Here is a 12622-nt window from a genome sequence, read left to right as displayed (position 1 = left end):
AGAATCAATCCTTTGCCTTTTCCCCTCTGATCACCCCCATGTCGCGCACGATCTTCGTCACTACCGCCCTGCCCTACGCCAACGGTTCGTTCCATATCGGCCACATCATGGAATACATCCAGGCCGACACCTGGGTGCGCGCCATGCGCATGGCGGGCCATACCGTGCATTTCGTGGGGGCGGACGACGCCCACGGCGCGCCCATCATGCTCAAGGCGCAGGCCGAAGGCATCACGCCCCAGGAACTGGTGGGCCGCTATGCCGCCGAACGGCCAAAATACCTGAACGGCTTCCATATCCGCTTCGACCACTGGCACAGCACCGATACCCCTGAAAACATCGAGCTGTCTCAGGACATCTACCGCGCGCTGAAATCGGCCGGCTTCATCGACAGCCGCGAAATCGAGCAGTTCTATGATCCGGTCAAGGGCATGTTCCTGCCGGACCGCTACATCAAGGGCGAATGCCCGCGCTGCCACGCCAAGGACCAGTACGGCGATTCCTGCGAGTCCTGCAGTGCGGTCTACAGCCCGACCGAGCTGATCGAGCCCTATTCCACCCTGACCAAGGCGCGGCCGGTGCTGCGCAGTTCCGAGCACTTCTTCTTCCGCCTGTCCGACCCGCGCTGCGTGGCCTTTCTGCAGGAATGGACCACAGGTACGCGCGCGGACGGCACCGCCCGCCTGCAGTCCGAAGTCCTCGCCAAGACGCGTGAATGGCTGGGCACGACCGAAGGCGCCGAGGCCAATCTGGCCGACTGGGACATCTCCCGCGACGAGCCGTACTTCGGCATCCCCATCCCCGACGCGCCGGGCAAGTATTTCTATGTCTGGCTGGACGCCCCGGTGGGCTACCTAGCCTCGCTCAAGGCCTATTGCAAGCAACAGGGCCTGGACTTCGACGCCCTGCTGGCGCCGGACGGCGACACCGAGCAGGTGCACTTCATCGGCAAGGACATCATCTATTTCCACGCCCTGTTCTGGCCGGCGATGCTGAAGTTCTCCGGCCGCAAGATCCCCGACATGCTGCACGTGCACGGCTTCATCACCGTCAGCGGCGAAAAAATGTCCAAGAGCCGGGGCACGGGGATTTCTCCGCTGCGCTACCTGGACATCGGCATGGACGCCGAATGGCTGCGCTACTACATCGCCGCCAAGCTCAACGCCCACGTCGAAGACCTGGATTTCAATCCCGATGATTTCGTGGCCCGCGTCAACAGCGACCTGATCGGCAAGTACGTCAACATCGCCAGCCGGGCGGCCACCTTCATCACCCGCCATTTCGACGGCGCCCTGGCCTACGCCGGCGACACCGGCGCGCTGCAAGCCGAGTTGCGCGACTGCGCCGCCCAGGTCCAGGCCGACTTCGAGGCGCGGGAATACGGCCGCGCCGTGCGCCGCATCATGGCCCAGGCCGACCGCATCAACCAGGCCTTCGACTCGGCCCAACCCTGGATACTCGCCAAGGGCATCGCCCAGGCCGAACCCGGGCAAAAAGCCGCACTGCAAGACATCTGCTCGCGCGCCCTGGCCGGTTTCCAGACCCTGTCGGTGATGCTGACGCCAGTTCTTCCCGCCCTGACCGACCGGGTCGCCCGCGAGCTGTTCGGCGGCGACCGGTCCTACGTCTGGGCCGACGCCGGTGCGCTGCCGGCGCGCATCACGGCATTCAAGCACCTGATGCAGCGCGTCGATCCGGCGCAGCTCGACGCCCTGTTCGAGCCGCCCGAGACCCCCGCCCCCATGCCGGGCGGCGAGCCCATCGCCGACACCATCGACATCAAGGATTTCGGCCGCATCGACCTGCGCATCGCGCGCATCGTCGAATGCGCGGAGGTCGAGGGTTCCGACAAACTGCTGCGCCTGTCCCTGGACGTGGGCGAAGGCCGGCTGCGGCAAGTCTTCTCCGGCATCAAGTCCGCCTACCGGCCCGAGGATCTGGCCGGCAAGCTGACCGTGCTGGTGGCCAATCTGGCGCCGCGCAAGATGCGCTTCGGCCTCTCCGAAGGCATGGTGCTGGCGGCCAGCCACGCGGACGAAAACGCGCAGCCGGGCATCTATATCCTCGAACCCGGGGAAGGCGCCCAGCCGGGCATGCGCATCCGCTAGGGCTGCACGGACCAGGACGACGGCGATGCCCCCCACCCACCCGTTGCCGCCTGAAACGCCGGACCGCCAGACGGCCGCCCGGCGCAGCACCTGGGTCAGCATCTGGGTGAACGTGCTGCTGACCGGCGCCCAGTTGATCGTCGGCCTGTACGCGCACTCGCAGGCTTTGGTCGCCGACGCCATCCATTCCCTGTCCGACCTGGTGTCCGACGGTCTCGTGCTGGTCGCCAACAAGCACGGCGCCAAGGCGCCCGACGCAGACCACCCCTACGGGCACCTGCGCTTCGAGACAGCCGCCACCCTGGGCATCGGCGTGCTCCTGATCATGGTCGGCCTGGGCATGCTATGGGGCAGCTTCCAGCGCCTGCAAGCACCCGATCTCATCCCCACCGTCCACGTCACCGCGCTCTATGTCGCGTTGATCACCCTCCTGGCCAAGGAAGGCCTGTTTCGCTACCTGCTGCGGGTCGCGCACCGCGTGCGCTCCACCTTGCTGGTGTCCAATGCCTGGCATGCCCGCTCGGATGCGGCTTCGTCCCTGGTGGTGGCGCTGGGCGTGGGCGCCAACCTGGCGGGCCTGCCCCTGGCCGACCCACTGGCCGCTCTCGTGGTGGGGCTGATGATTGCGCGCATGGGCTGGAAATTCTCCTGGCAGGCCTTCAACGATCTGGTCGACCGCGCCGCCGATGCCGACACCGAACGCGCCATCCGCGAACGCATCCTGGGCACCCCCGGCGTGCGCGGCATCCACGACCTGCGCACCCGCAAGATGGGCGACATGGTCTGGGTCGAGGTCGATATCGAAATGGACGGCCGACTGACCATCGAAGCCGGCCATGCCATTGCGGTGGAGGCCCGGCGGCGCGTCATGGCGGACCTGCCGGTGCTGGATGTGATGACGCACTTCGACCCGGTCTGACACGGGCCGGCATTCAGCCCAGGTGCGTATTGCGCGCCGGCCCTTCCGCCGTTTCCATGCGCGCCAGACCCTGCACGATGCCGCAGGCGTCGACCGCCTGCTCGGTGCGGCATTGCTCCCGCAAGCCGACCAGTTGCCGCTGCAGATCACGCAATTCGCGCAGGCGCACGCCAACGTGCTCGATGTGCTCATCCAGCAGATGATTGATCGCGCCGCAGTCGCGGGCGGGATGGTCGATCATGCCCAGCAGCGCGCGGATCTCGTCGTGGGCCATATCCAGCCCCCGGCAATTACGGATGAAGCGCAGACGCTCCAGGTGCGCCGGGCCATACTGCCGGTAATTGCCCCCGCTGCGGGCCGGCTCGGGCAGCAGGCCGGCTTTTTCGTAGAAGCGGACGGTCTCGGTGGAACACCGGGCGGCGCGGGCCAGCTCACCGATTTTCATACGGAATCCTCCCGGGATGAACAGCAGGCTTGACCTTGTAGTCACTACAAGGTGTGTACTGCCATCATAGTCCGCCGTCCAGGAATCCGCCATGCCGCACCCGCACTGCCACGCCCCTCATGCAAACCCCGCCGCCGGCCCGGCGCAGGACATCGGCTGCTGCCATGGGCACGCCTCCGCCTCCTGGTGGCCGCTGGCGGCCTCCGGCGCCGCTGCGCTGGCGGCCGAGGCCGCCCACTGGGCCGAGGCGCCCTGGGCCTTCTCCGCCGTCCTGGCGCTGCTGGCCATCGCGGGCTGCGGTCTGGACACCTACCGCAAAGGCTGGGCGGCGCTGTGCCGGGGCAAGATGGACATCGACGCCCTGATGAGCATCGCCGTCACCGGCGCCCTGATCCTGGGCCAATGGGCCGAGGCGGCCATGGTGATGGTGCTGTTCACCCTGGCCGAGCGCATCGAGGCGCGCTCTCTGGACCACGCCCGCCAGGCCGTGCAGGGCTTGATGCAGCTTGCGCCGGAACACGCCCTGGTCCGCCAGGCCGGGGGCGGCTGGCGCGATGTCCCCGCGCGCGACGTCGCCCTGGGCGCCCTGGTGCGCGCCCGCCCGGGGGAACGCATCGCACTGGACGGCCAGATCGAGTCCGGCCGCTCGGCCGTGGACCAGTCCCCCATCACCGGGGAAAGCCTGCCGGTGGACAAAGCGGCGGGCGACCCGGTCTACGCCGGCACCATCAACGGCACAGGCGAACTGGAATACCGCGTCCTGGCGGCCGCGGGAGACTCGACGCTGGCGCGCATCATCCGGGCCACCGAATCGGCGCGTTCGGCGCGTGCGCCCACGCAGCGCTTCGTCGACCGCTTCGCCCGGATCTACACGCCGCTGGTGGTGCTGCTGGCCGCAGCCATCGCCGTGCTGCCGCCCTTGCTGGGCCAGGGCGGCTGGCACGAATGGGTCTACAAGGCCCTGGTCCTGCTGGTGATCGCCTGCCCCTGCGCCCTGGTGATCTCGACGCCGGTGACCATCGTCAGCGGCCTCGCGGCCGCGGCCCGCCATGGCGTTCTGGTCAAGGGCGGCGTCCATCTGGAACAAGGCCGCCGCTTGCGCTGGATCGCCCTGGACAAGACCGGCACCGTCACGCGCGGCCAACCCTCCCTGACCGACGCGACGATGCTGGACGAGACCGATCCCGACCGCAGCCACGCCCTGGCCGCCGCCCTGGCGGCCCGCTCCGATCACCCTGTCTCCCGCGCCGTGGCGCAGGGCCTGGAGGCCGGGCCCGCCCTGCCGGTCGAGGCCTTCGAGGCGCTGCCAGGACGCGGCTCGCGTGGCCTGGTCCACGGCCGCACGCACCTGCTGGGCAACCACCGGCTGATCCACGAAAACGGCCTGTGCACGCCCATGCTGGAAGCCCGCCTGGAGGCTCTGGAGCGCCAAGGCAAGACTGTCGCCCTGCTGGCCGATGATCGCCGGGTGCTGGCCCTCTACGCCGTCGCCGACACGGTGAAGCCCGACAGCGCCGCCGCCATCGAAGCTCTGCACGGGCTGGGCGTGCGCACCGCCATGCTGTCGGGCGACAATCCCCACACCGTCTCGGCCATCGCCGCCCAGGTGGGCATCGATCGGGCCGAAGGCGGCCTGCTGCCCGCGGACAAACTGCGCATCGTCGACGGCCTGGCGGGCCCGGGCGCCGCCGTGGGCATGGTGGGCGACGGCATCAACGATGCCCCCGCGCTGGCGCGCGCCGACATCGGCTTCGCCATGGGCGCCATGGGCGCGGACGCGGCCATCGAGACCGCCGACGTCGCCCTGATGGACGACGATCTGCGCAAGATCCCCTGGTTCATCCGCCTGTCGCGCGCCACCCACCGGATTCTGGTGCAGAACATCGCCCTCGCCCTGGGCATTAAACTCGCATTCGTGGCCCTGACGCTGGCCGGCCTGGGCACCTTGTGGATGGCGGTATTCGCCGATGTGGGCGCCAGCCTGCTGGTGGTGGGCAACGGCCTGCGGCTGCTGCGGCGCTGAACCGGGCCGAACCCGACCCCCACCCCGCATTGGACGACGCCATGGGAACCGATACGCAATCGAATGGACTGAACCGGCCGCTTCTCGACCCGGATCTCTTGAAGGCATTCACCACGGTGGTGGATTGCGGCAGCTTTACCGCCGCGGCCAAGCGGCTGCATTCCACCCAGCCCACCATCAGCCAGAAGATCCGCCGCCTGGAGGATCAGCTCGGCCACCGCCTGCTGGACCGCAATGGCCGCGAAGTCACGCCGACCGATGCGGGCCAGGCCCTGCTCGGCCAGGCCCGCCACCTGCTGGCGCTCAACGACCAGATCCTGGACGTGATGGCGGGCGCGGCAGCCGCCTCCACCGTGCGGCTGGGCGTGCCGGAGGACTTCGTCGCCAACCGGGTGGCGCAGGTTCTCGCCGATTTCAGCCGGCGCCACCCCCGGGTCAAGCTGGAAATCACCAGCGGCCTGTGTTCCGACCTGCTCGACCGCTACGACCGGGGAGAACAGGATCTGATCCTGGTGAAACAGCGCCGTCACGGCCGCACGGCCGTCGACTGCTGGCCGGAAACCCTGGCCTGGATCGACAGCGCGCGGCATCCCGGCTTCCGGTCCGACCCGGTGCCGCTGGTGACGTTTCCGCCCCGGGGCCTGTACCGCGAGGACATTATCCGCGCCATCGAAGCCATGGGCCGGCGCTGGCGCATCGCCTACACCTGCTCCAGCCTGAACGGCATCCAGCACGCCGTGGCGGCCGGCCTGGGCATCAGCCTGCTGCCTTTGCGCACCGTCACCTCCGACCATGCCCTCCTGGGCGCCCGGGAAGGCCTGCCCGCCATCGACGATTACGAGATCGCCCTGTTCCACCGGGCGACGGCGGACGCCGCGATCCTGGCTCTGGCGCAAGCCCTGACAGGCCTGCTGGCCGAAGAAGCGCCGCCGGGCGCCGGCCGGCCGCGAGCGGCGGGGCTCAGCGTCCCAGATCGCCCAGCGTCAGGGGCGCGTGACGGTTGACGTCCTTGTACAACAGGTAGCGGAAAGGCGCGGGACCGCCCGCATAGCAGGCCTGCGGGCAGAAGGCGCGCAGCCACATGAAGTCGCCCGCCTGGACTTCGACCCAGTCCTGGTTGAGCCGGTACACCGCCTGGCCCTCCAGCACGTACAGACCATGTTCCATCACATGAGTCTCGGCAAACGGAATGATGCCGCCGGGCAGGAAGGTGACGATGTTCACGTGCATGTCGTGGCGCATGTCGGCCATGTCCACGAACCGCGTCGTCACCCAGCGGCCCTCGGTGCCCGGCATCGGAATGGGCTCGATGTCCTGCTCGTTGGTGACGAAAGCCTCCGGGTGCGGCACGCCGTCCACGGCCTGGTAGCGTTTGCGGATCCAGTGAAAGCGGGCCGCAGCCGCGCTGCGATTGCGCAAGGCCCAGTCGGAGGCCGGCGGAATGAACGCATAGCCGCCCGGCTTGAGGACGTGCCGGCCGCCGGCCAGGGACAGTTCGATCTCGCCCTCGACGACGAACAGCACGCCTTCGGCCCGGGGATCCTGCTCGGGCCGGTCGCTACCGCCTCCGGCCTCGACCTCGACGATGTACTGGGAAAAGGTTTCGGCAAAGCCGGTCAGGGGCCGCGCCAGCACCCACAGACGGGTCTTGTCCCAGAACGGCAGGTGGCTGGTGACGATGTCGCGCAGCACCCCCTTGGGGATGACCGCATACGCCTCGGTGAACATCGCGCGGTCGGTCAGCAGGTCGGTCTGCGGGGGATGGCCGCCCTGCGGCGCGTAATAGGTTCTGGACATGGGCAACTCCGTGTGGTGCGGCCCCGGATGCGGGACCGTGGATGAAGGATCGGGAAGCAATGCCCTACCTTAACGAGTCCCCGTAATATTTACCAATTAAATGATTGGATTAAGATCATTCATTTTATGAATGTCTTGCACAAGCCCGCAGCCCGCACGGCGGCACGCCCCGGGACGGCCGCCGCTCGCGCCGGACGGCTCAGCGCCCCCGCGCCTGCAGGGCGGCGACGGCGGGCAGCGTCTTGCCTTCCAGGAATTCCAGGAAAGCCCCGCCGCCAGTCGAGATGTAGCCGACCCGGTCGGTGATGCCGAACTTCGCAATGGCCGCCAGGGTGTCGCCGCCGCCCGCGATGGAAAAACCATCGGAATCCGCAATGGCCTGGGCGATCGCCCGGGTGCCGTCCGCAAAGGCCTCGAACTCGAAGACCCCGACCGGGCCATTCCAGACGATGGTGCCCGCCTTGCGCAATTGCTCCGCCAGCGCGGCGGCGGCGCGCGGCCCGATATCCAGGATCAGGTCGTCGGGCCCGACCTCGGCGGCATCCTTCACGATGGCCGGAGCGTCGGCGGCAAACGTCGTCGCCACCACCACGTCCACCGGGATCGGGACTTCGACGCCGCGCGCGCGCATGGCGGCCATGACGGCCTTGGCCTGGTCGACCTGATCCGGTTCGGCCAGCGACTTGCCGATGGGCAAGCCCGCGGCCAGCATGAAGGTATTGGCAATCCCGCCGCCCACGATCAACTGATCGACCTTATCGGCCAGAGATTGCAGGATGGACAGCTTGGTGGAGACTTTCGAGCCGCCGACGATGGCCACCATGGGGCGGCGGGGAGCGTGCAGCGCCCGCCCCAGGGCGTCGAGTTCGGCCTCCAGCAGAGGGCCGGCGCAGGCCAGCGGCGCGTGGCGGGCGATGCCCTCGGTCGTTGCTTCGGCGCGGTGCGCCGTGCCGAAGGCGTCGTTGACGTAGACATCGCACAGCGCGGCCATGCGGCGCGCCAGCTCGGGATCGTTCTTTTTTTCGCCGGGATTGCAGCGGCAGTTCTCCAGCAGAACGACTTCGCCGGGAGCCACGTCCACGCCGTCGACCCAGCCGGCCGCCAACCGCACCGGCCGGCCCAGCAGTTCGGCCAGGCGCTCGGCCACGGGCCGCAGCGTGTCGTCCGGGCCGACCGTGCCTTCCTTGGGGCGGCCCAGGTGCGACGTCACCATCACGGCGGCGCCCGCGTCCAGCGCCAGCCGGATCGCCGGCACCGACGCCCGGATGCGGGTGTCCTCGGTGATGCGTCCCTGGTCCAGCGGCACGTTCAGGTCGGAGCGGATGAAGACGCGCTTGCCCGCCAGGGCGCCGGCCTGCGCCAGGCCGGAAAGAGTCTGTATGGTCATGTCGCGCCGGATGCCTTACTTGGCGGCCATCAGGGCCACGGTGGTGTCGAGCATGCGGTTGGAGAAGCCCCACTCGTTGTCGTACCAGGAGCCGACCTTGACCAGAGTGCCGGAGACCTTGGTCAGCCCGGCGTCCACCGTGCTGGAGGCCGGATCGTGGTTGAAGTCGACCGAGACCAGAGGTTCGGTGGTGTAGGCCAGGATGCCCTTGAGCGGGCCCTCCGAGGCGGCCTTGAGGATGCCGTTGACTTCCTCGACCGAGGTTTCGCGCGCGGCCACGAAGGACAGGTCGACGATGGACACATTGATCGTCGGCACGCGGATCGCATAGCCGTCGAGCTTGCCGTTGAGCTCGGGCAGCACCAGGCCCACGGCGGCGGCGGCGCCCGTCTTGGTGGGGATCATGCTGTGCGTGGCCGAACGCGCGCGGCGCAGATCGGAGTGGTAGACGTCGGTCAGCACCTGGTCGTTGGTGTAGGCATGCACCGTGGTCATCAGACCGTTGACGATGCCCAGTTGCTGGTGCAGGGGATGAACCAGCGGGGCCAGGCAGTTGGTGGTGCACGAGGCGTTGGAGATGACCGTATCGGAGGCTTTCAGGACCTGATGGTTGACGCCGTAGACGATGGTCGCATCCACGTCCTTGCCGCCGGGAGCGGAGATGATGACCTTCTTCGCGCCGCCCTTGAGGTGGGCCGACGCCTTTTCCTTGGAGGTGAAGAACCCCGTGCATTCGAGCACCACGTCCACGCCCAGCTCGCCCCATGGAAGCTTGGCCGGATCGCGGTCGGCCAGCACGCGGATACGGTCGCCATTGACCACCATGTAGTCGCCATCGACCTCGACCGTGCCGGGGAAGCGGCCATGGGCCGTATCGTAGCGGGTCAGGTGGGCGTTGGTCTTGGGGTCGCCCAGATCGTTGATGGCGACGATCTGGATATCGTGCTTCTTGCCGTCTTCGTAGTGGGCACGCAGGATGTTGCGGCCGATGCGGCCGTAACCGTTGATGGCAACACGGATGGTCATTGAAGGAGCTCCTTTACAAAATCTGCTCGACGACGGCGGCCACGTGGTCGGCCGTCAGCCCGAAGTGTTTGAACAGCTCGCCTGCCGGCGCGGATTCGCCGTAGGTGTCGATACCCACGACGGCGCCCGTCGTGCCCACGTATTTGTACCAGGTCGCCGTGCCGCCGGCCTCGACCGCCACGCGCGGCAGGTTCGCCGGCAGGACCGCTTCGCGCCAGGCGGCGTCCTGGGCATCGAACACCTGCGTGCAGGGCATGGACACCACGCGGGTCGCCACGCCGCGTGCGGCCAGGCTGTCCTGGGCCTGCAGGGCAAGCTCGATCTCGGAACCCGTGGCGATCAGTACGGCGCGCGCGCCCACCATGTCGCGCAGCACGTAGCCGCCCCGGGCGATGGCCTCGGTGGTGGCGGCGTCGCGGGCGACGAACGGCAGGTTCTGGCGCGACAGCAGCAGCGCGGAAGGCCCGCCCTCGTGGACGGCCATGCCCAGGCTCGCGGGGCGCGACAGGGCGCACTGCCAGGCGACCGCCGTTTCAGTGGTGTCGCAGGGCCGCCAGACGTGGAGATTGGGGATCAGGCGCAGGCTGCCCGCATGCTCGATCGACTGGTGGGTCGGGCCGTCCTCGCCAAGACCGATGGAATCATGGGTGAAGACATGCACCACGCGCTGCTTCATCAGCGCCGCCATGCGCAGGGCATTGCGGGAGTAGTCGGAAAAGGTCAGGAACGTGCCGCCGAAAGGCAAATAGCCGCCATGCAGGGCGATGCCGTTCATCACGGCCGCCATGCCGAATTCACGCACGCCGTAGTTGATGTGGCGCCCGGAGTGCGGGCCGCCGGGCGCGCGGCGCACGGCTTCGACGCCCTTCCAGTCGGTGAAGTTGGAACCGGTCAGGTCGGCCGAGCCGCCCAGCAGCTCGGGCAGGATCCCGGCAAAGGCGGCGATGGCCTGCTGGGACGCCTTGCGCGACGCGATGGATTCGGCCTTGTCCTGGGTGGCCAGCACATAGGCGCGGGCGCGTTCGGCAAAATCGGCCGGCAGTTCGCCCGCCATGCGGCGGCACAACTCGGCGGCAAGCTCGGGATGGGCTTCCGAGTAGCGGTCAAAGCGCGACTGCCACTCGGATTGCAGATCGGCGCCCCGGACGCGGGCATCCCAGTACTGGTAGATTTCGCGCGGGATCTCGAAGGGGGGATGATTCCAGCCCATGGCCTTGCGCGCGGCGGCGATCTCGTCGGCCCCCAGGGGCGCGCCGTGGACTTTCTCGGTGCCGGCCTTGGTCGGCGCGCCGCGGCCGATCACGGTGCGGCAACAGATGAGGGTCGGCCCCCGGCCGGCGGCGGCATGCGCGCGGGCCTGGACGATGGCGGCGTCGATCGCGGTCATGTCATGGCCATCGACGCCGCGCAGGACGTTCCAGCCGTAGGCCTCGAAACGCGCCGGGGTATCGTCGGCGAACCAGTCCTTGACCTCGCCGTCGATGGAGATGCCGTTGTCGTCGTAGAAGACGATCAGGCGCGACAGCCCCAAAGTGCCGGCCAGCGAGCAGGCCTCATGGGAGATGCCTTCCATCAGGCAGCCGTCGCCGACGAAGGCATAGGTGTCGTGATCGATCAGCGTATGCCCCGGGCGGTTGAATTCGCCCGCCAGCAGCGCCTGGGCAAGCGCCATGCCGACGGCATTGGCCAGGCCCTGGCCCAGCGGGCCGGTGGTGGTCTCGACGCCCGGCGTGATGCCGACTTCGGGGTGGCCGGGAGTCCGTGAATGCAATTGGCGGAACCGGCGCAACTCGTCGATCGGCAGGTCGTAGCCGGTCAGGTGCAGCAGCGCGTAGATCAGCATCGAACCGTGGCCGTTGGACAGCACGAAGCGGTCGCGGTCGATCCAGGCCGGATCGGCCGGATTATGGCGCAGGTGGCGCGTCCATAGCACGTGGGCGATGTCGGCCATGCCCATGGGCGCCCCAGGATGCCCGGAGTTGGCTTGTTGAACGGCATCCATGGCCAGGATGCGGACGGCATCGGCCATGGCGGGATCGGGGGCGGGCAAGGCGCTCATAAGGTCCTGTGGGGGCAAGCGCTGCACGACCGAAGCCATGGCCTCACCGCATACAAAATCACAAAGCTAGGGATTTTACCACCCCCTCCGATCCGGTTTATAGTCCACGACACTCGCCCAATGGTCATTGCCATGCCGCCTCCTCGTTTCTTTTGCGACACCCCGCTGAACGCCGGCCGCCTCGTCGCCCTGCCCGACGCCCTGGCGCATCACGCACTGCGCGTGCTGAGGCTGGCGGACGGCGACGCCATCATCCTGTTCGATGGCCGGGGCGGCCAATACCCCGCCACGCTGCGCGTCGAGGGCCGGCGCGCCCTGGCGGAACTGGGCGCGCACGCGCCCGTCGAAACCGAGCTGCGCGGACGGCTGGTCCTGATCCAGGGCTTGGCCTCGGGCGACAAGATGGACTGGGTCGTGGAAAAAGCGGTCGAGCTGGGCGTGGCCGAACTGCGCCCCGTGGCCGCCGAGCGCAGCGTTCTGCGTCTGGCCGGCCCCCGGCTGGACAAGCGCCTGGACCATTGGCGCTCCATTGCACGCGCCGCCAGCGAACAATGCGGCCGCAATCGGCTGATGGCCGTGCACCCGCCCGCGCCGCTGGCGGCCAGTCTGGAGACCGTGGAGGGGCCCGCGCTGTTCTGCCATCCCGAGGGCGGGCTGGACTTCCGTGCGGCGCTGGGCGATACACGAGACCGCCTGACGCTGATGGTCGGCCCCGAGGGCGGCTGGTCGCCGGAGGAACTCGCCCTGGCGCAACGCCGGGGCCTGCGAGGCGTGCGTTTCGGGCGGCGGGTGCTGCGCACCGAGACGGCCGGCCTGGCGCTCGCGGCAGCGGCCACGGCCTTGCTGGACTGGTAAAGC

Annotated in this window: 10 protein-coding genes; 5 read left to right on the top strand and 5 right to left on the bottom strand. The window is 68.6% G+C overall.

Annotated elements, in window-relative coordinates; all coding sequences use genetic code 11:
* The first annotated feature begins 38 nt into the window (after window positions 1–38).
* A complete protein-coding gene (gene metG / locus ABRZ00_RS08635) occupies window positions 39–2108 on the top strand; it encodes a methionine--tRNA ligase (protein WP_368642308.1) in 2070 nt (689 codons plus the stop codon).
* 25 nt (window positions 2109–2133) lie between these two features.
* The gene (locus ABRZ00_RS08630) at window positions 2134–3027 is read left to right on the top strand and encodes a cation diffusion facilitator family transporter (protein ID WP_368642309.1); all 894 of its coding nucleotides are present in this window, start codon (window positions 2134–2136) and stop codon (window positions 3025–3027) included.
* Window positions 3028–3040: 13 nt separating this feature from the next.
* Here the strand turns inward: ABRZ00_RS08630 and cadR are convergent, their stop codons facing one another.
* On the bottom strand, window positions 3041–3472 hold the full coding sequence (gene cadR / locus ABRZ00_RS08625) for a Cd(II)/Pb(II)-responsive transcriptional regulator (protein WP_343836423.1): 432 nt from the start codon (window positions 3470–3472) through the stop codon (window positions 3041–3043).
* A 91-nt stretch (window positions 3473–3563) separates the two neighbouring features.
* Between cadR and ABRZ00_RS08620 the strand changes: the two genes are divergently transcribed.
* Window positions 3564–5495, top strand: a complete 1932-nt coding sequence (locus ABRZ00_RS08620) for a heavy metal translocating P-type ATPase (RefSeq protein WP_368642310.1) — start codon at window positions 3564–3566, stop codon at window positions 5493–5495.
* 68 nt (window positions 5496–5563) lie between these two features.
* Complete coding sequence (locus ABRZ00_RS08615) at window positions 5564–6499, top strand: LysR family transcriptional regulator (RefSeq protein ID WP_368642763.1); 936 nt, start codon at window positions 5564–5566, stop codon at window positions 6497–6499.
* Here the strand turns inward: ABRZ00_RS08615 and ABRZ00_RS08610 are convergent.
* The 4 genes from ABRZ00_RS08610 to tkt all read right to left on the bottom strand — a co-directional run bounded on the left by ABRZ00_RS08610 (window position 6456) and on the right by tkt (window position 11764).
* The gene (locus ABRZ00_RS08610) at window positions 6456–7292 is read right to left on the bottom strand and encodes a bifunctional allantoicase/(S)-ureidoglycine aminohydrolase (RefSeq protein ID WP_368642311.1); all 837 of its coding nucleotides are present in this window, start codon (window positions 7290–7292) and stop codon (window positions 6456–6458) included. The two genes, ABRZ00_RS08615 and ABRZ00_RS08610, sit on opposite strands and share 44 nt — an antisense overlap.
* 199 nt (window positions 7293–7491) lie before the next feature.
* Window positions 7492–8679 (bottom strand): phosphoglycerate kinase, encoded by a 1188-nt coding sequence (locus ABRZ00_RS08605; protein WP_368642312.1) that lies wholly within the window; start codon window positions 8677–8679, stop codon window positions 7492–7494.
* Between the two features lie 15 nt (window positions 8680–8694).
* Window positions 8695–9705 (bottom strand): type I glyceraldehyde-3-phosphate dehydrogenase, encoded by a 1011-nt coding sequence (gap, locus tag ABRZ00_RS08600; protein ID WP_343836431.1) that lies wholly within the window; start codon window positions 9703–9705, stop codon window positions 8695–8697.
* Between the two features lie 13 nt (window positions 9706–9718).
* Window positions 9719–11764 (bottom strand): transketolase, encoded by a 2046-nt coding sequence (tkt, locus tag ABRZ00_RS08595; protein WP_368642313.1) that lies wholly within the window; start codon window positions 11762–11764, stop codon window positions 9719–9721.
* A gap of 132 nt (window positions 11765–11896) precedes the next feature.
* Between tkt and ABRZ00_RS08590 the strand changes: the two genes are divergently transcribed.
* Entirely contained in the window at window positions 11897–12619 is a 723-nt protein-coding gene (locus ABRZ00_RS08590; RefSeq protein WP_368642314.1) for a 16S rRNA (uracil(1498)-N(3))-methyltransferase, read from the top strand.
* The last annotated feature ends 3 nt before the right edge of the window (window positions 12620–12622 follow it).

The organism is Castellaniella ginsengisoli (assembly GCF_040955415.1).
GTDB lineage: Bacteria > Pseudomonadota > Gammaproteobacteria > Burkholderiales > Burkholderiaceae_B > Castellaniella > Castellaniella ginsengisoli.
Note: the sequence above shows the minus strand (reverse complement) of the source record. Positions and strands in the feature narration are given on the sequence as shown.